This is a genomic window from Actinophytocola gossypii, assembly GCF_025165815.1.
Classification (GTDB): domain Bacteria; phylum Actinomycetota; class Actinomycetes; order Mycobacteriales; family Pseudonocardiaceae; genus Actinophytocola; species Actinophytocola gossypii.
Genome location: NZ_JAFFZE010000035.1, coordinates 1 through 17,015, shown reverse-complemented (window position 1 = coordinate 17,015; position 17,015 = coordinate 1). Strand labels below are relative to the sequence as shown.

At 72.8% G+C, this 17,015-nt stretch carries 17 protein-coding genes and 1 pseudogene; 10 read left to right on the top strand and 8 right to left on the bottom strand.

Translation table 11 applies throughout. From position 1 onward, the window contains the following. Positions 1-36: 36 nt before the first annotated feature. Positions 37-816: a class I SAM-dependent methyltransferase gene (locus JT362_RS34710; RefSeq protein ID WP_260196185.1), complete on the bottom strand. Its 780-nt coding sequence runs from the start codon at positions 814-816 to the stop codon at positions 37-39. A gap of 187 nt (positions 817-1,003) precedes the next feature. On the opposite strand from JT362_RS34710, the gene JT362_RS34705 reads away from it, so the two are divergent. From JT362_RS34705 to JT362_RS34680, 6 genes are all read left to right on the top strand, one after another. Continuing rightward, complete coding sequence (locus JT362_RS34705; protein ID WP_375546600.1) at positions 1,004-1,849, top strand: fumarylacetoacetate hydrolase family protein; 846 nt, start codon at positions 1,004-1,006, stop codon at positions 1,847-1,849. Between the two features lie 40 nt (positions 1,850-1,889). Next, positions 1,890-2,600 carry a (Fe-S)-binding protein gene (locus tag JT362_RS34700; protein WP_260196211.1) on the top strand — a complete coding sequence of 237 codons (711 nt, stop codon included), beginning with the start codon at positions 1,890-1,892 and terminating at the stop codon, positions 2,598-2,600. After that, positions 2,582-4,231 (top strand): lactate utilization protein B, encoded by a 1,650-nt coding sequence (locus JT362_RS34695; RefSeq protein WP_260196183.1) that lies wholly within the window; start codon positions 2,582-2,584, stop codon positions 4,229-4,231. The genes JT362_RS34700 and JT362_RS34695 overlap by 19 nt, the downstream gene beginning before the upstream one ends. After that, positions 4,224-4,844 carry a LutC/YkgG family protein gene (locus JT362_RS34690; RefSeq protein ID WP_260196182.1) on the top strand — a complete coding sequence of 207 codons (621 nt, stop codon included), beginning with the start codon at positions 4,224-4,226 and terminating at the stop codon, positions 4,842-4,844. The genes JT362_RS34695 and JT362_RS34690 overlap by 8 nt, the downstream gene beginning before the upstream one ends. A gap of 99 nt (positions 4,845-4,943) precedes the next feature. Continuing rightward, entirely contained in the window at positions 4,944-6,245 is a 1,302-nt protein-coding gene (locus JT362_RS34685; protein WP_260196181.1) for an enolase C-terminal domain-like protein, read from the top strand. After that, on the top strand, positions 6,242-6,991 hold the full coding sequence (locus JT362_RS34680; RefSeq protein WP_260196180.1) for an SDR family NAD(P)-dependent oxidoreductase: 750 nt from the start codon (positions 6,242-6,244) through the stop codon (positions 6,989-6,991). The genes JT362_RS34685 and JT362_RS34680 overlap by 4 nt, the downstream gene beginning before the upstream one ends. 167 nt (positions 6,992-7,158) lie before the next feature. Here JT362_RS34680 and JT362_RS34675 read toward each other — a convergent pair whose 3' ends face one another. Next, positions 7,159-7,848, bottom strand: coding sequence for a FadR/GntR family transcriptional regulator (locus tag JT362_RS34675; RefSeq protein WP_260196179.1), 690 nt, complete (start codon positions 7,846-7,848; stop codon positions 7,159-7,161). A 63-nt stretch (positions 7,849-7,911) separates the two neighbouring features. Here JT362_RS34675 and JT362_RS34670 point away from each other — a divergent pair, with 63 nt between their 5' ends. Genes JT362_RS34670 through JT362_RS34660 form a run of 3 tightly spaced genes read left to right on the top strand, consistent with a single transcriptional unit; the run spans position 7,912 to position 9,994 of the window. Continuing rightward, positions 7,912-8,235, top strand: coding sequence for an L-rhamnose mutarotase (locus tag JT362_RS34670; RefSeq protein ID WP_260196178.1), 324 nt, complete (start codon positions 7,912-7,914; stop codon positions 8,233-8,235). Beyond that, complete coding sequence (locus JT362_RS34665) at positions 8,232-9,194, top strand: aldo/keto reductase (RefSeq protein WP_260196177.1); 963 nt, start codon at positions 8,232-8,234, stop codon at positions 9,192-9,194. Before JT362_RS34670 ends, JT362_RS34665 begins: the two co-directional genes overlap by 4 nt. Then, positions 9,191-9,994: an amidohydrolase family protein gene (locus tag JT362_RS34660; RefSeq protein WP_260196176.1), complete on the top strand. Its 804-nt coding sequence runs from the start codon at positions 9,191-9,193 to the stop codon at positions 9,992-9,994. Before JT362_RS34665 ends, JT362_RS34660 begins: the two co-directional genes overlap by 4 nt. On the opposite strand, the gene rhaI is transcribed toward JT362_RS34660, so the two are convergent. The 5 genes from rhaI to JT362_RS34635 are packed head-to-tail and all read right to left on the bottom strand — an operon-like array spanning position 9,991 to position 15,692. Continuing rightward, on the bottom strand, positions 9,991-11,157 hold the full coding sequence (rhaI, locus tag JT362_RS34655; protein ID WP_260196175.1) for an L-rhamnose isomerase: 1,167 nt from the start codon (positions 11,155-11,157) through the stop codon (positions 9,991-9,993). The two genes, JT362_RS34660 and rhaI, sit on opposite strands and share 4 nt — an antisense overlap. A gap of 12 nt (positions 11,158-11,169) precedes the next feature. Then, positions 11,170-12,243, bottom strand: coding sequence for a rhamnose ABC transporter substrate-binding protein (gene rhaS / locus JT362_RS34650; RefSeq protein WP_260196174.1), 1,074 nt, complete (start codon positions 12,241-12,243; stop codon positions 11,170-11,172). Beyond that, a complete protein-coding gene (locus JT362_RS34645) occupies positions 12,137-13,174 on the bottom strand; it encodes an ABC transporter permease (RefSeq protein WP_260196173.1) in 1,038 nt (345 codons plus the stop codon). The genes rhaS and JT362_RS34645 overlap by 107 nt, the downstream gene beginning before the upstream one ends. Beyond that, entirely contained in the window at positions 13,171-14,196 is a 1,026-nt protein-coding gene (locus tag JT362_RS34640; protein ID WP_260196172.1) for an ABC transporter permease, read from the bottom strand. The genes JT362_RS34645 and JT362_RS34640 overlap by 4 nt, the downstream gene beginning before the upstream one ends. Further along, the gene (locus JT362_RS34635; RefSeq protein ID WP_260196171.1) at positions 14,193-15,692 is read right to left on the bottom strand and encodes a sugar ABC transporter ATP-binding protein; all 1,500 of its coding nucleotides are present in this window, start codon (positions 15,690-15,692) and stop codon (positions 14,193-14,195) included. Before JT362_RS34635 ends, JT362_RS34640 begins: the two co-directional genes overlap by 4 nt. Before the next feature lie 106 nt (positions 15,693-15,798). On the opposite strand from JT362_RS34635, the gene JT362_RS34630 reads away from it, so the two are divergent. After that, positions 15,799-16,887: a cytochrome P450 gene (locus JT362_RS34630; protein WP_260196170.1), complete on the top strand. Its 1,089-nt coding sequence runs from the start codon at positions 15,799-15,801 to the stop codon at positions 16,885-16,887. On the opposite strand, the pseudogene JT362_RS34625 reads toward JT362_RS34630, so the two are convergent. Next, positions 16,884-17,015: pseudogene (locus tag JT362_RS34625) on the bottom strand (integrase core domain-containing protein); the annotation flags it as partial. The gene JT362_RS34630 and the pseudogene JT362_RS34625 overlap by 4 nt on opposite strands.

Below are 17,015 nucleotides of genomic sequence, written 5' to 3'. Positions count from 1 at the left end.
GTGATCCCTGCCTCTCCGGTTCGGCGTCTGCGCAGGTCAGGCGCGTGCGGTCCGGCCGATGGCGGCGATGCTGAGCCAGCTGTAGTCCACGTAGGCGGGGTTCGCGTACGCGGCGTAGGCGACCTCGTGGTCGGTTACGGAGGCGAGGCCGTCGGCCACCGCGGTGCCCTGGGTGAGCCGGCACGTCTCGGCCAGCCAGCGGGCCATCGGCGACCCGCCGCGCACCGCGAGGGAGAGCCCTTCGGCGGTGCAGTCGACCAGGCCGGCGCGCTCCAGCGGCAGCGGCATCGTGCGCGCCCACCAGGGGTCGGTGCCGACCGACCGGCCGAGCACCTCGGCCATCGCGGCGAGCGTGCGGCCGACCGCCGGGTCGCCGGTCACCTCCGGTACGGGGGTGGCGGTCTCGACGACGAGCACGCCGCCGGGCTTGAGCCAGGACGCCATCCGGCGCAGGGCGGTCTCCCGTTCGGTGACGTGCTCGAGCACCTTGCGGGTGTGGATCAGGTCGAACCGGCCGGGGGCGTCGTCGCGGGTGACGTCGTGGCGCAGCACCCGGACGCCGAGGTCGGCGAGCGGGGTGAGGAAGTCGGTGCTCATGTCGGTCGCGGTGACGTGCTCGGCACCGGCCCGCTCGGCGAGCATCCGGGCGACGGAACCGGCGCCGGCGCCGACCTCGAGGCAGTCCCAGCCCGGCCGGACGCCGACCTGGTCGAGCAGGCGCGCGGTGCGCGGGTCGAACGCCTCCTGCAGCAGGGTCAGTCGGTCGTGCTCGACCGGGGTCGTCGTGTCCACGTACGAGGTCCAGTTCAACGACACGATTGACGATCGTACGGGAATTTCATGATCAACCGAGATCTGATGTATTCACGGCTCGTCTGCCGGTTCTGCCTCAACCGACGCTGGTGAGCGCCTTTACATCGGATGTATGGTGCCCGGAGTCGACGACAGTAGGGTGGGTGCGACTGATCGCGCGCCCAGGTGAGGAGCGAGTGCCTTGCGGCTCATGCGAGTGGGCGCCGCCGGCGCCGAGCGGCCGGTGGTGACCGACGACGAGGGGCGGGCCTTCGGCCTCGCCGGCCTGACCGACGACCTCGACGGCACGTTCCTCGCCGCCGACGGCATCGCGCGGGTACGCGACGCCCTGGCCGCGGGCGACCTGCCGGCCGTCGACATCGAGGGCGAGCGGGTCGGCGCGCCGATCACCCGGCCGTGGTCGGTGGTCTGCGTCGGCATGAACTACGCCGCGCACGCCGCCGAGTCCGGCGCCGCGCCGCCCGCCCAGCCGGTGGTCTTCTTCAAGCACCCCAACACCGTCGTCGGCCCGTACGACGAGGTGCTGCTGCCGCGTGGCGCGGAGAAGGTGGACTGGGAGGTCGAGTTGGGCGTGGTCATCGGCCGCCGCGCCCGCTACCTCGAATCGCCCGAGGAGGCGCTGGCCCACGTCGCCGGCTACACCGTGTCCAACGACGTGTCCGAGCGGCACTTCCAGCTCGACCCGGCCGTCTCCGGTGGACAGTGGGGCAAGGGCAAGTGCTGCGAGACGTTCAACCCGCTCGGCCCGTGGCTGGTGCCGGCCGACGAGGTCGACCCCGGGTCGCTGCGCCTGCGCTCGTTCGTCAACGGCGAGGCCAGGCAGGACTCGACGACCGCCGACATGCTGTTCGGGGTGGGGGAGCTGGTGCACCACCTCAGCGAGTTCATGGTGCTGGAACCGGGCGACCTGCTGAACACCGGCACCCCGCAGGGCGTCGCGCTGTCCGGCCGGTTCCCGTACCTTGCGGTCGACGACGTGATGGAGATCGAGATCGAGGGACTCGGGCGGCAGCGGCAGGTGCTCGCCAGGGCCTAGCTTTTCGGAAGGGGTGCGGGTGACCACGCGCGTCGCGCTGATGGCGACGTGTCTGACCGACACGTTGTACCCGGACACCGCGCGGGCGGTGGTCCGGCTGCTGGAGCGGCTCGGCTGCGACGTGGAGTTCCCGGACGCGCAGACCTGCTGCGGCCAGATGCACTACAACACCGGCTACCGCAGGCAGGCCACCACGCTCGCCCGCCACACGGCCAGGACGTTCGACGGCTACGACGCCGTGGTGGCGCCGTCCGGCTCGTGCGCCGGCATGGTCCGCGACCTGTACCCCGGCCTGCACCGCTCGACGGTCCGGGTGGCCGGGCGGACCTACGAGCTGTCCGAGTTCCTGGTCGACGTGCTCGGCGTGACCGACGTCGGCGCGTACTTCCCGCACCGGGTCACCTACCACCCGACCTGCCACTCGCTGCGGATGCTCGGGGTGGGGGACAAGCCGCTGCGGCTGCTGCGCGCGGTGCGCGGGCTCGACCTGGTTGAGCTGCCCGGCGCGCGCGAGTGCTGCGGTTTCGGCGGCACGTTCGCCCTCAAGAACGCCGACACGTCGACCGCGATGCTGGCGGACAAGATGCAGGGCGTCCTCGACACCGGCGCGCGGGTGGTGACCGCCGGTGACAACTCGTGCCTGATGCACATCGGCGGCGGGCTGTCGCGGCTGAACACCGGGGTGCGGGCGCTGCACCTGGCGGAGATCCTGGCGAGCACGGAGGAGGAGCCATGGGTCGCAACCCGGTGACCTGGCTGGGCAGCCCGACCTTCCCGTCGGCCGCCCGTGCCGCACTCGCCGACACCCAGCTGCGCGGCAACCTGGCCCACGCCACCGGCACGATCCGCACCAAGCGCGCAGCGGTGGTCTCCGAACTGCCCGACTGGGAACGCCTCCGCCTGGCCGGCGAGGCGATCAAGGACGACGTCCTGGCCAACCTGGACACGCACCTGACCCGCCTGGAGGCGGCCGTCACCGCCCGCGGCGGCGTCGTCCACTGGGCGCGCGACGCGGCGGAGGCCAACGAGATCGTGCTCGGCCTGGTCCGCGCCGCCGAAGCGTCCGAGGTCGTCAAGGTCAAGTCGATGGCCACCGCCGAGATCGGCCTCAACGAGGCCCTCGCCGCCGGCGGCGTGTCCGCGGTGGAAACCGACCTCGCCGAACTGATCGTCCAACTCGGCGACGACCGCCCGTCGCACATCCTGGTCCCGGCGATCCACCGGAACCGGGCGGAGATCCGGGACATCTTCCGCGCCACCATGCCCGGCGCGTCACCGTCCCTCTCGGACAGTCCCGCCGACCTGGCCGAGGCGGCCCGTGCTCATCTGCGGCGCAAGTTCCTGTCCGCGAAGGTGGCGATCTCCGGCGCGAACTTCGCCGTCGCCGACACCGGCTCGGTGGTGGTCGTCGAGTCCGAGGGCAACGGTCGCATGTGCCTGACCCTGCCCCGCACCCTGATCACCGTGATGGGCCTGGAGAAGGTCGTGCCCACCTGGCGCGACCTCGAGGTGTTCCTCCAGCTGCTGCCGAGATCATCCACGGCCGAACGGATGAACCCCTACACGTCCGTGTGGTCCGGCGTGACCCCCGGTGACGGCCCCAGCGAGTTCCACCTGGTGCTCCTGGACAACGGCCGCACCGCGACGCTCGCGGACGAGGTCGGCCGCCAAGCCCTGCGCTGCATCCGCTGCTCGGCGTGCCTGAACGTGTGCCCGGTGTACGAGCGGACCGGTGGCCAGGCGTACGGCTCGGTGTACCCGGGTCCGATCGGCGCGATCCTGACCCCGCAGCTGGGCGCCGGCACGGACGATCCGTCGACGGCGTCGCTGCTCCGGTCGCTGCCGTTCGCGTCGTCCCTGTGCGGGGCGTGCTACGAGGTGTGTCCGGTGCGGATCGACATTCCGGAGGTGCTGGTCCACCTCCGCTCCCGGTCCGTGACGGAGAAGGGCCCGTACACCCCCGAGGCGGTGGCGATGGCGGCCGCGTCGTGGGTGATGACGTCGCCGAGCCGTTTCCGGCTCGCCCAACGCCTGCTCGGCCCACTCCGGCTGCTGGCCAGGCACGGCCGGGTGCGGCGGCTGCCGTGGCCGGCCTCGCTGTGGACGGACTCGCGGGACGTGCCCGCGCCGCCGAAGGAGACGTTCTCGGCGTGGTGGCGCCGCACCCGCGGCCCGACCTCGCGGGCGTCGTCCGGCTCGCGGACACGGTCCCGTGCACCGGCGCCGGGCCGCACCGCCCACTCGGCCCTGTGGCGACGCCTTCGCGGACGCGGCACCCTGCCGAACGACGCCGGAACCGCGCCGCCGGACACCGGCGCCCCACTTCTCGGCGGCGCCTTCGCCGACCTGGTGCGGCGTGTCCGTGGAGGCCGTCGTGGCTGACGCGCGGGACGTGGTGCTCGGCCGGATCCGGGCGGCGCTGGCCGACCGGCCCACCGCGGCGCCCGTGCCGCGCGACTACGACACCTCCCGGGACGTCCAGGACGTGGTCGGGCTGTTCGCCGAGCGGGCGGCCGACTACCGGGCTGTGGTCCGCCGAGTACGCCCGCGCGAGCTGGCCGAGGAGATCGACGTGTCCCTGCGCGCCAGGGGCGCGCGCCGGATGGCCGCCCCGGACGACCTGCCCGCCTGGTGGCGGATCGGCGAGGTGGTGTGGTCGCTGGACGAGCCGGGCCACCCGCTGTCCATCCGCGCGCTGGACCGCTCCGACGGGGTGCTCACCGGGTGCGCCGTCGCGATCGCCGAGACCGGCACGGTCGTGCTCGACGCGGGCGAGGCACAGGGTCGGCGGGCGCTGACGCTGCTGCCGGACTACCACCTGTGCGTGGTCCGAGCGGACCAGGTGGTCGGCACCGTCCCGGAGGCGCTGGCCCGGCTCTCGCCGACCAGCCCGCTCACCTTCATCAGCGGCCCGTCGGCCACCAGCGACATCGAGCTGGACCGGGTGGAGGGCGTGCACGGCCCCCGCAACCTGGAGATCCTGATCGTCAACTGATCGGATCAATCCCCCTGCCTTTGGGTGCCAGGGGTGGCCTGTGCGCGCCGGATCGGGTATACATCGGATGTCTGGTTCGTGAGGGAAGGGGACCCTGCCGTGGCGCACATCGTCGGCATGGACGTGTTCGACGTCCGGTTCCCGACGTCCAGGCAGCTGGACGGCTCGGACGCGATGAACCCCGACCCGGACTACTCCGCCGCCTACGTGGTGCTGCGCACCGACGACGGGCCGGACGGGTACGGGCTCGCGTTCACCATCGGCCGCGGCAACGAGGTGCAGGCCGCCGGCATCCACGCGCTGGCGCACCTGGTCGTCGGCCGCCCCACCCCGGACACGGCGGCCGAACTCGCCGCGCTGTCCGCCGCCCTGGTCGGCGACTCGCAGCTGCGCTGGCTCGGCCCGGAGAAGGGCGTGGCGCACATGGCGATCGGCGCGGTGGTCAACGCCGCCTGGGACCTCGCCGCCCGGCGCGTCGGCCGTCCACTGTGGAGCTTCCTGGCGGAGATGTCGCCGGAGGAGATCGTCGGGCTGGTCGACTTCCGCTACCTCACCGACGCGCTCACCGAGGCCGAGGCGCTCGACCTCCTGCGCGCCGCCGAGCCGGGCCGCGCCGAGCGTGCCGCGCACCTGCGCGCCGCCGGCTACCGCGCGTACAGCACGAGCGCCGGCTGGCTCGGCTACTCCGACGAGAAGCTCGTACGCCTGGCCAAGCAGGCCGTCGCCGACGGCTTCGACATGATCAAACTCAAGGTCGGCGCGTCCGTCGAGGACGACGTACGACGGATGCGGCTGGCCCGCGAGGCGGTCGGCGACGGTGTTCGGATCGCGGTGGACGCCAACCAGCGCTGGGACGTCGGCCCCGCGATCGAGTGGATGCGCGCGCTCGCCCCGTACGACCCGTACTGGATCGAGGAACCGACCTCGCCGGACGACGTGCTCGGCCACCGCGCCGTGGCCGACGCCGTCCGCCCGATCCGGGTGGCGACCGGCGAGCACGTGGCGAACCGCGTGGTCTTCAAACAACTCCTGCAGGCCGGCGCGATCGACGTGCTGCAACTCGACGCGGCGAGGGTGGGCGGGGTCAACGAGAACGTCGCGATCCTGTTGCTGGCGGCCAAGTTCGGCGTGCCCGTGTGCCCGCACGCCGGCGGCGTCGGCCTGTGCGAGCTGGTGCGCCACCTGTCGATGTTCGACTACGTGGCGGTGTCCGGCACCGACGAGAACCGGGCGATCGAGTGGGTGGACCACCTGCACGAGCACTTCACCGACCCGGCGGTGGTGCGCGGCGGCCGCTACCTGGCACCGACCGAGCCGGGCTTCTCGGCGCGGATCCGGGATGAGAGCCTTGCCCGGTACGCGTTTCCCGACGGTCCGGAGTGGAGGGACGGTCTCCTGTGAACGACTTCGAAGGCCTGCGCGCGGTGGTCACCGGCGGCGCGTCCGGCATCGGCCTGGCCGCGGCCCGGTTGCTGACCACCCGCGGCGCCCGAGTGGCGGTCCTCGACGTGGCCCCGGACGTACCCGAGCCCCTGCTCGGCTACCGCTGCGACGTGTCCTCCACGCCCGAGGTCGAGCGGGCCGTCACCGAAGCCGCGACCACCCTGGGCGGCATCGACGTGCTGGTCAACAACGCCGGCATCGGCGCCCAGGGCGACGTGACCACCAACAACGACGCCGAATGGCACCGAGTGCTCGACGTGAACGTGGTCGGCATGGCACGCGTGACCAGAGCGGCCCTCCCGCACCTGCGCGAGTCGAGTTCGGCCGCCGTGGTGAACACCTGCTCGATCGCCGCGTGGCAGGGGCTGCCGAACCGAGTCCTGTACTCGGCGAGCAAGGGCGCCGTGATGGCCATGACCCTGGCGATGGCCACTGACCACCTGGACGACGGCATCCGCGTGAACTGCGTGTGCCCCGGTACGGCCGACACCCCGTGGGTGGGCCGCCTGCTCGACTCGGCCGCCGACCCGGCCGCCGAACGCGCCGCCCTGGCCGCCCGCCAGCCGATGGGCCGCCTGGTCACCGCGGACGAGGTCGCCGGCGCCATCGCCTACCTGGCCAGCCCCGGTTCCAGCTCCACCACCGGCACCGCCCTTGCGGTCGACGGCGGCATGTACGGCCTCCGCCCCCGCCCAAGGCCCTGACCCGTGCCATTCGCCGCCCCGAGTTGTCCACAGCCGCCGTGAGCCCCCGCCACCCCCCGGCCGAACCGGCTAGGCTGGAAAGCGGGGGGCCCCCGCGCCCGGGGCCATGCCTCGTCGGCCCGGGGCCATGCCTCGTCGGCCCGGGGCCATGCCTCGTCGGCCCGGGGTCACGCCTCGTCGGTGGGGCCGAGGGTTGTGCGGAGCCACTGCTCGACCCCGGCCACGTGCACGGTCGCCCACGAACGGGCCAGTTCCGGCTCCCGGCCGGCGATCGCCTCGTAGATCGCTCGGTGCTGTTCGCGGGTCTTGGCCACGGCGTTCTCCTGGGTCAGGCCGCGCCAGATCCTGGCCCGCGTCGTCGGGCCGGACAGGCTGTCGATCAGCGAGCACAGCACCGGGTTGCCCGACCCCAGCGCGATGCGGCGGTGGAACTCCAGATCGTTCGCCACCAGCGCCTCGACCGTCGGCGACTCGTCCAGGCCCTCGAGCAGCTCCGCCAGGTCGGCGACGTCGTCGTCGGTCATCCGCAGCGCGGCCATCGCGGTCGCCGCGGGCTCCAGGATGCGCCGCACGGCCAGGAAGTCGAGCACCGTGTCGTCCCGGTGGAAGTCGACCACGAACGTCATCGCGTCGAGCAGCAGCTTCGGCTCCAGGCTGGTGACGTACGTGCCGTCGCCCTGCCGCACGTCCAGCACCCTGATCAGGCACAGCGCCTTGACCGCCTCCCGCAGCGAGCTGCGCGACAGCCCGAGCCGGCCGGCCAGGTCCGCCTCCTTCGGCAGCCGGTCGCCCGGCGCCAGCTCGCCGGAGATGATCATGCCCTTGATCTTGTCGATCGCTTCGTCGGTGACCGGCATGGCACGACCCTTTCCACAGACCTCGGATGTCTCTCAGCCCAGCGTGCCACGAATGGAGGATCCATGCGGGTAGCCCTGCACACCCGGCTCAAGCCGGGCGCCGAAGCCGAGTACGAACGCGTCCACGCCACGATTCCCGACGACCTGGACGACGCCCTCCGCGCCGCCGGCGTCACCTCCTGGCGCATCTGGCGCGACGGCCTCGACCTGTTCCACGTCGTCGAGGTCGAGGACTACGCCGCCATGCGCCACGCCCTGCGCGACCACCCCGGCAACCAGCGCTGGCAGGCCAGGATGGCCGAACTCCTCGACGTCGAGGACGACTACTCCGGCACCGACACCGGGCTCGGCCTCGTCTGGGAGCTTCCCGAGCGGGTCGGACCATGAACATCCCGAACCTCGGGCTGGGGTGTGCGCAGCTCGGCAACCTCTACCGCGCGATGTCCGACGAGACCGCGGCCGCGATCGTCGACACCGCCTGGGCGCGTGGAATCCGCTACTTCGACACCGCTCCGCACTACGGGCTCGGGCTGTCCGAGCGGCGGCTCGGCGCCGCCCTCGCGGACCGGCCGCGGGACGACTACGTCCTGTCCACCAAGGTCGGGCGGCTGCTCGTGGACAACCCGGGCGACCCGGGGGAGCGCGACCCCGAAGGCTTCGACGTTCCGGCCACCCACGTCCGCCGCCGCGACTACAGCCGGGACGGTGTCCTGCGCTCGCTCGAGTCGAGCCTGGAACGTCTCGGCGCGGACCGGATCGACATCGCGTTCGTGCACGATCCAGAGGCTCACGTCGACGAAGCGCTCACCGGCGCCCTGCCCGCCCTGGTCGAGCTGCGCGAGCAGGGGGTGCTGCGCGGAATCGGGCTCGGCATGAACTTCGACGACGTCCTGGCCGAGTTCGTCCGCCGGGCCGACGTCGACGTGGTGATGATCGCCGGCCGGTACACCCTGCTCGAACAACCCGCCCTGGACGAGCTGCTGCCGCTGTGCGAACAGCGCGGCGTCGACGTGATCGCCGCGGGGGTGTTCAACTCCGGCATCCTCGCCTCCGACACCCCGGGCCACACCTACAACTACGACGCCGCCCCCACCGCGCTCGTCGAGCGCGCCACCAGGATCGCCGAGGTCTGCGCGCGGCACCGGGTCACGCTGCCCGAGGCGGCGGTCGCGCTCCCGGCCGCGCACCCCGCCGTGGCGAGCGTCGTGCTCGGCGCAAGCTCCCCGGCCCAGGTCGAGGCCAACGCGGCCCGCGCGTCCGCCCGCGTCCCGGGCGCGCTCTGGGCCGACCTGGTCGCCGAGGGCCTGCTGCGGGCCGACACCCCACTGCCCGAGGAGGCCACGTGATCGACGCGCACCACCACCTGTGGGACCCCGCGACCAGGGACCACCCGTGGATGGCCGGCGACGCCCTGGCCCCGATCCGCCGCCCGTACACCCTCGACGACCTTCGCGCGGTCACCCCGGCCACCCGCACGATCCTGGTGCAGACGGTCTCCGACGAGGCCGAGACCGACGAGTTCCTCGCCACCGCCGGCGGCCTGGTCGCCGGCGTCGTCGGCTGGGTCGACCTGACCGCCCCCGACATCGCCGACCGCCTCGCCGGCCACCACGAACTCCTCGTCGGCGTCCGGCACCAGGCCGAGGACGAGCCCGACCCGCGCTGGCTGCTGCGCCCCGACGTCCTGCGCGGCCTGCACGCGCTCGCCGACGCCGACCTCGCCTACGACGTCCTGGTCCGCCCACCCCAGCTCCCGGCCGCGGTGGAACTCGCCGGACGGGTGCCCACCCGCCTGGTGCTCGACCACGCCGGCAAACCCCCGATCGCCACCGGCGCCATGGAGCCATGGGCGACCGCGATCACCGAGCTGGCCAGGCACCCCAACGTCACCTGCAAGCTGTCCGGCCTGGTCACCGAGGCCGACTGGGCGACCTGGTCGATCGACGACCTGCGCCCGTACGCCGACCACGTGCTCACCGCGTTCGGCCCGGACCGGGTCATGTTCGGCTCCGACTGGCCGGTCTGCGAACTCGCCGCCACCTACTCCCAGGTCACCGCCGCGGCCGAGGCTCTCACCGCCGGCCTGTCCGAGGCGGAGCGGGCGGCGGTGTTCGGGGGCACCGCCGCCCGGGTGTACGGCGTCTAGGCGCCCCAGCCGGCCGCGGCCCCGTCCGCGCGCTCGGCGCGGATCCGCTCGAAGTGGCCGGAGCGGCGGTAGGCGGCGATCGGGTCCGGGTCGAGGCCCATGTCCTCGCGCAGCTCGGCCAGCAGCGGGCGGACGTCGGTGGCGAACGCGTCGGTCAACACCGCGTTCGCCGACAGCACGTCACCCTCGCGCTGGAACCCGCGCAGCGCGGCCGCGTCGACGAGCAGGGCCTTCGCCGTCGCCTCCTGGACGTTGAGCACCGAGCGGATCAGCGCCGGGATCTTCGGCTCGATGTTGTGGCACTGGTCGAGCATGAACGCCACGCCCGCCGCCGGTTCGAGCCCGCCGCCGAGCACGATCTCCACCATGATCCGGAACAGCTGGTACGGGTCCGCCGCCCCCACCATCAGGTCGTCGTCGGCGTAGAACCGCGAGTTGAAGTGGAACCCGCCCAGCCGCGACCGCGCCAGCAGGAACGCCACGATGAACTCGATGTTCGTCCCCGGCGCGTGGTGCCCGGTGTCCACCAGCACCTTCGCCCGCGGCCCGAGGTCGACGCAGTGCGCGTACGACGTCCCCCAGTCCGGCACGTCCATCGTGTAGAACGCGGGCTCGAACAGCTTGTACTCCACCAGCATCCGCTGCCCGTCGCCCAGCCGGTCGTACACCGCCCGCAGCGCCTCGGACAGCCGCTCCTGCCGGTCGGCGATCGAGTCCTGGCCGGGGTAGTTCGTCCCGTCCGCGAACCACAGCGACAGGTCCGCCGAACCCGTGACGTCCATGATGTCCACGCACTCCAGCAGGTGGTCCAGCGCCTTGCGCCGCACCGCCGGGTCCGGGTTGCACACGCTGCCCAGCCGGTACTCGTCCTCCTGGAACACGTTCGGGTTGATCGCACCGATCCCGATGCCCCGCTCCCGCGCGTGCCGGGCCAGGTCGCCGTAGTCGGTCACCCGGTCCCACGGGATGTGCAGCGCGACCGTCGGCGCGACCCCGGTGTAGCGGTGCACGACGGCCGCGTCGTCGATCTTCTCGTAGGCGTCGCGCGGCACCCCCTCCTGCGCGAACACCTTGAACCGGGTGCCGGAGTTGCCGTACGCCCACGACGGCGTCTCGATGTGCTGGGTGCGCAACGCCTCCCGCACCGCCCGCTGGTCGGTCATCGGACCCCCTGGTCAGAAGTCGTAGTCGTCGATGTTCTCGGCGTCGAACACGGTCGGCGGGCCGAGGATGACCTCGCCGTCCGCGCCGATCGTGCGCTCACCGAGCTTGCCGGCCTCGAACGTCTCGCCCTCCGCGCCGGAGATCTGGCCGGAGGCGAGCGCGGCGGCCGCGTAGCCGGCCAGGTAGCCCAGCTCGGCCGGGTCCCACAGCGCGAACTCGGTCACCGTGCCGTTCTTGACGAACTGGCGCATCTGGTTCGGCGTGCCGAGACCGGTCAGCGCCACCTTCCCCTTGTACGGCGAGGACGACAGGTACCGCGCGGCCGCCGCGATGCCCACCGTGGTCGGCGAGACGATGCCCTTGAGGTCCGGGTGCGAGCGCAGCAGCGCCTGCGCCTCCTGGAACGACTTCTGGTCGTCGTCGTCGCCGTAGACCGTCGCCACCAGCTCGATGTCCGCGTACTCCGGCTTCTTCAGCTCCTCTTCCATGATCGCGATCCAGGCGTTCTGGTTGGTGGCGTTCGGGGTGGCCGACAGGATCGCGATCTTGCCGCTGCCACCGATCTGCTTGGTGATCAGCTCCACCTGTGTGAGCGCGATCTCCTCCGCCGACGCCTGGTTGACGAACACGTGCCGGGCGTCCTTCGCCGCGTCGGAGTCCACGGTCACCACGGCGATGTCCTGGCTCATCGCGTCCTTGAGCGCCGGCGCCACCGCGTTCGGGTCGTTCGCGGCGATCACGATCGCGTCCTGCTGCTGCTGGATCAGCGTGTTGATGTAGGACACCTGGGAGGACGCCGACGCGTCGGACGGGCCGACCGCCTTGCCCTCGCCGCCGGTCTCGGCCACCGCGGTGGTGCCGCCCTCGTCCATGATCGTCATGTACGGGTTGTCGATCTCCTTGGGCAGGAAGGCGATCTTCAGCCCCTCCTGGATCTCGGCGTCCGGGTTGGCGCTGCGCTCGTTGCCGCCACCGCCGTCACCCTCCGCCGCGTCCGACCCCCTCGTGGTCCCCCCGCAGGCCGCGAGCGCGACCACCGCCAGGATCGCCACCAGTGTCCGATGTAGACTTGTCGAGCGGAGCATCCTTGGTCCTCCTCGGCTTGAACAGAACAGGTACGAGTACGGAGACGATCAGCAGCAGGCCGGTGATCACGTTCTGGATCTCGTTGCTGACGTCGTCGAGGAACAGCACGTTGCGCAGCCCGGCCATCGCGAGCAGCGCGGTCGCCACCCCGAGCACGGTGCCGCGCCCACCGAAGATCGACACGCCGCCGAGCAGGACCGCCGCCACCGCGACCAGCTCCATGCCGTTGGCGTTGTCCGCTCGGGCGCTGTTGTAGCGCAGCGTGTAGAGCAGCGACGCGAGCGCGGCCAGCGCGCCGGAGAGCACGAACAGCGCGAGCTTCACCCGGTCGACGCGGATCCCGGAGAACCGCGCGGTCTGGGTGTTCAGCCCGATCGCGTACAGCGACCGGCCCACCGGCGTCACGTGCACCAGCAGCGCCACCCCGATCCCCACCACGAGCACGAGGACCGTGGCGTAGGGCAGGAACCCGATCGAGTCGGTGGCGAGCGGGCGGTAGTTGGCCGGGAAGCCGGTGACCGCGCGGTCGCCGAGCAGCACGTATGCCAGCCCCCGGTACAGCCCGAGCGTGCCGATCGTGACCGCGAGCGAGGGCAGTCCGAAGTAGACGACGAGTACCGCGTTGACCGCGCCGAGCGCGGCGCCGGCCAGCAGCACCAGCGGCACGATCGTCTCGAACGGCAGCCCGGCCTCCCACAGGGTTCCGGTGAGCGCCGAGCAGAAGCCGAGCGTGGACGCCACCGACAGGTCGATCTCCCCGGTGAGCACGATCGGCAGCAGTGCCAGCGCGAGCAGCGCGACCTCGCTGTAGTCGAGCAGCAGGAACGCGAGGTTGCCCTGCTCGGTGAACCCGTCGGTGGTCGCCGCGCCGTAGGCCAGCACGGCCACGCACAACGCGAGCAGTACCGCTTCCCAGCGCAGGGTCCTCATGTCGCACCCCCTGCCCGGCGCCGCCCGCGTTCCTCCCGCAGCCGGGCCGCGAGCCGCAGCATCACCGCCCGGTCCAGCGAGATCGCGACCAGCAGGGCGGCGCCGTCGACCGCGCGCTGCCAGAACGCCGGCACCCCGAGTACCGGCAGCGCGCTGGTGACCGTGGTCAGCAGCAGCGCACCGAGCGCCGCGCCGACGACCGTGCCGCTGCCGCCGAAGATCGCCACCCCGCCGACCACCACCGCGGCCACCACCGACAGCTCCTCGCCGGTGCCCACCGAGGCGTTGATCGTGCCGAAGTACGCCGCGTGCAGCACGCCGCCGAGCCCGACCAGCGCGCCGGAGACGACGAACGCGCCGAACACCCTGCGCCCGCTCGGGATCCCGGCCAACCGCGCGGCGTCCGGGTTGGACCCGATCGCGTACAGCTCGCGGCCGGCGCGGTAGTTGTGCAGCCCGTACGCGGCGACCGCGAGCACGGCGAGCGCGATCAGCGTCAGGTTCGGTACGCCCAGCACCGAGCCGGAACCGAGCGAGAGGAACTCCGGCGACATCTGGTACGCGTTGACCTGCTGCACGTCGGTCGCCGACGCCCACGCGTAGTCGACGCCGCGGAACACGTACAGCGTGCCGAGCGTGACCACCAGCGCCGGCACCTTCGCGATCGCGACCAGCGCGCCGTTGACCGCCCCGCACACCGCGCCGAGCGCGATCCCGGCCAGCACGACCAGGATCACCGGGGTGTCCTTGTCGTTCAGGAACATCTGTCCACTGAGGAACGCGGTCAGCCCCATCACCGACCCGACCGACAGGTCGATGTTCCTGGTGATCACCAGCAGCGTCTGGCCGACGGCGAGCAGCGCGATGATCGAGGCGTTGAGGAACAGGTCGTGCAGGCCCTGCGCGGACAGGAAGCTCGGCCGGGCGATCGTCGCCGCCCCCACCACCGCCACCAGCGCGATGACGATCCCCAGCTCCCTGCCGGCGAACGCGCCGCGGGTCCGGGTGGCCTGGGTGCTCACGGTCCACCCCCGGTGGCGGCGTGCATGACGGCCTCCTCGGTGGCCTCGGCGCGGTCCAGTTCCGCGGTGAGCCTGCCCTCGTGCATGACCAGCACGCGGTCGGCCATGCCCAGCACCTCGGACAGCTCCGAGGAGATCATCAGCACCGCGATCCCGCGCGCGGCGAGGTCGGCGAGCAGCGCGTGCACCTCGACCTTCGCGCCGACGTCGATGCCGCGGGTCGGCTCGTCGACGATCAGCACCGCCGGCTCGGTGGCCAGCCACTTGCCCAGCACGACCTTCTGCTGGTTGCCGCCGGACAGCGTGGCGACCGGGTCGCCGAGCCGGCGGAACCGCAGCCCGAGCCGCCCGGCCCACTCGCCGGCGACCGCGCGTTCCCGCGCCCGCCGCACCACGCCGAGACGGGACACCGCGCGCAGCCGGGCCAGGGTCGCGTTGCGCTCGATCGACAGGTCCAGCACCAGGCCCTGCTCGCGGCGGTCCTCCGGCACCATGGCGAGCCCCGCCGCGATCGCCGCGCGCGGGTCACCGGTCCGCAGCGGGCGCCCGGCGACCGTGACCGTGCCGGCGTCCCGCTCGTCGACCCCGAAGACCGCCCTGGCCACCTCGGACCGCCCGGACCCGACCAGCCCGGCCAGGCCGACGACCTCCCCGCACCGCACCGTGAACGACACGTCGTGGAACACCCCGGACCGGGTCAGCCCCTCGACGACGAGCGCGTCCTCGCCCGGCTCGTGCTCGCGGCCGGGGAACAGCAGCTCGACGTCGCGGCCGACCATGCTGCGCACCAGGGTCTCCCGGTCGATGTCGGCCATCATCGCGGTGGTGACCAGCGCGCCGTCGCGCAGCACGGTCACCCGCTGGCACAGCGCCGCCAGCTCCTCCAGCCGGTGGGAGATGAACAGCAGCGCGGCGCCGCCGTCGGCGAGCCGGCGCGCCACCCGGAACAGCCGCTCCGCCTCCACAGTGGACAGTGCGGCGGTCGGCTCGTCCATCACGATGATCCGCGCCTCGGCGGCCAGCGCCTTGGCGATCTCGATGATCTGCTGGTCGGCGATGGACAGCCCGCGGGTGACCCGGTCCGGGTCGATCGGCACGCCGAGCGAGTCGAACAGTTCCGCGGTCCGCGCGCGCATCGCCGCCCGGTCGATCCGCCGGCCCGCGCGCAGCGGCTGGCGGCCCATGAACACGTTCTCCGCGACCGTGAGGTCGGGGAACTGGCTCGGTTCCTGGTGGATGACCGCGATGCCGTGCCGCTGGGCCTCGCGCGGGCCGCGCAGCCGGGTCGGCTCGCCGTCCAGCAGCAACTCGCCGGCGTCCGGCCGGTGCTCGCCGCCGATGATCCGGACCACGGTGGACTTCCCGGCGCCGTTCTCGCCGGCCAGCGCGTGCACCTCGCCGGCGAGCAGTTCGAGGGAGACCCCGCGCAGCGCCCGGACCGCGTCGAAGGACTTGTGCACGTCACGGAGCTCGAGCAGGGGCCGCGTCGCCGTCATGTCTCACCTGCCCGTAGGTCCGTATGAAACGTTTCACAGGTGCTGCGGGGAAGCTAGCCGAGGCCGTGCCGCAGCGTCAAGACACAGCCAAGGCACACTCGGTCGGGTGACCATCGATGAGCTGTCGACCGACCCGCACCCGCTGCTGGCCCGGCTGCGCGCGACCGAGCCGGTGGCGTGGCTGCCGGACCTGAACGGCTGGCTGGTCACCCGGCACGACCTGGCCATGGCCGTCATGCGCGACCCGGCGACGTTCACCGTCGACGACCCCCGGTTCTCCACCGGGCGCGTGATCGGTCCGAGCATGCTGTCGCTGGACGGGGCCGAGCACGCGCGGCACCGGGCGCCGTTCGTGCCGCCGTTCCGCCCGGCGCCGGTGCGCGACCGGTACACCCCGCTGGTCGCGCGGCTCGCCGGGGAACTGGTCGACGGGTTCCCGCCCGGCGAGGTGGAGCTCCGGTCGGCGTACGCGGGCCCGCTCGCGGTCGCGGTGGTGGCAGACGCGCTCGGCCTCGCCGGCGTGGACGTGCCGACGGTGCTGTCCTGGTACGCGACGTTCGTCGAGTCGGTCTCGACCGTCACCGCGGGCGGCGAGCCGACGCCGGCGGGGGAGGAGGCGTACGCGGCGCTGCGGAAGAGCGTCGCCGGCACCCTGGCGGCCGGCGATCCGCGCTCGGTGCTCGTCGGCTCCGGCCTCACCGAGGACGAGGTGGTCTCCAACGCGGCGGTGCTGATGTTCGGCGGCATCGACACCACCGAGGGCATGATCACCAACCTGGTCCGCCACCTGCTCCTGCACGGCGGGACCCCGGATCCCGACGCCGTCGAGGAGTCCGTCCGCCTGGAACCGGCGGCGGCCATGGTCGACCGCTACGCCACCCGCGACGTCACCCTCGCCGGCGCCCGGATCCGCGCGGGCGACCTGGTGTCGGTGTCGATCGCCGGCGCCAACCGCGACCCGGCCGTGTTCCCCGACCCGGACCGCTTCGACCCGCGCCGGCCCAACGCCCGGCAGAACCTCGCGTTCGCGCAGGGCCCGCACTTCTGCATCGGCGCCCGGCTCGCCCGCACGGAGGCCGAGCTCGCCGCCCGCACCCTGTTCGACCGCCTCCCCGGCCTACGCCTCGCCTCGGACGACCCGCCCCGCGGCCTGGTGTTCCGCAAACCCCCGGCCCTGCACGTCCGCTGGAGCTAGGTGTGGTGTTCAGGGAGGTTGGTTAGCCGGGTGATAGGTGGTTGGCCTCCGATGGCGGAGTGTGCTCGGTGGTGATTGTAGAAGTGGAGCCAGGCTGGTAGGGCGGTTCGGCGTTCGGTGTCGGATTG

Excerpts from the sequence above, each read along its gene's own strand:
- JT362_RS34635 (WP_260196171.1), bottom strand. The coding sequence starts at position 15,692 with ATGACGGCGACGCGGCCCCTGCTCGAGCTCCGTGACGTGCACAAGTCC.
- JT362_RS34700 (WP_260196211.1), top strand. The coding sequence starts at position 1,890 with ATGGCGACGTGTCTGACCGACACGTTGTACCCGGACACCGCGCGGGCG.
- JT362_RS34665 (WP_260196177.1), top strand. The coding sequence starts at position 8,232 with ATGAACATCCCGAACCTCGGGCTGGGGTGTGCGCAGCTCGGCAACCTC.
- rhaS (WP_260196174.1), bottom strand. The coding sequence starts at position 12,243 with ATGCTCCGCTCGACAAGTCTACATCGGACACTGGTGGCGATCCTGGCG.
- JT362_RS34645 (WP_260196173.1), bottom strand. The coding sequence starts at position 13,174 with ATGAGGACCCTGCGCTGGGAAGCGGTACTGCTCGCGTTGTGCGTGGCC.
- JT362_RS34705 (WP_375546600.1), top strand. The coding sequence starts at position 1,004 with ATGCGAGTGGGCGCCGCCGGCGCCGAGCGGCCGGTGGTGACCGACGAC.
- rhaI (WP_260196175.1), bottom strand. The coding sequence starts at position 11,157 with ATGACCGACCAGCGGGCGGTGCGGGAGGCGTTGCGCACCCAGCACATC.
- JT362_RS34670 (WP_260196178.1), top strand. The coding sequence starts at position 7,912 with ATGCGGGTAGCCCTGCACACCCGGCTCAAGCCGGGCGCCGAAGCCGAG.
- JT362_RS34675 (WP_260196179.1), bottom strand. The coding sequence starts at position 7,848 with ATGCCGGTCACCGACGAAGCGATCGACAAGATCAAGGGCATGATCATC.
- JT362_RS34695 (WP_260196183.1), top strand. The coding sequence starts at position 2,582 with ATGGGTCGCAACCCGGTGACCTGGCTGGGCAGCCCGACCTTCCCGTCG.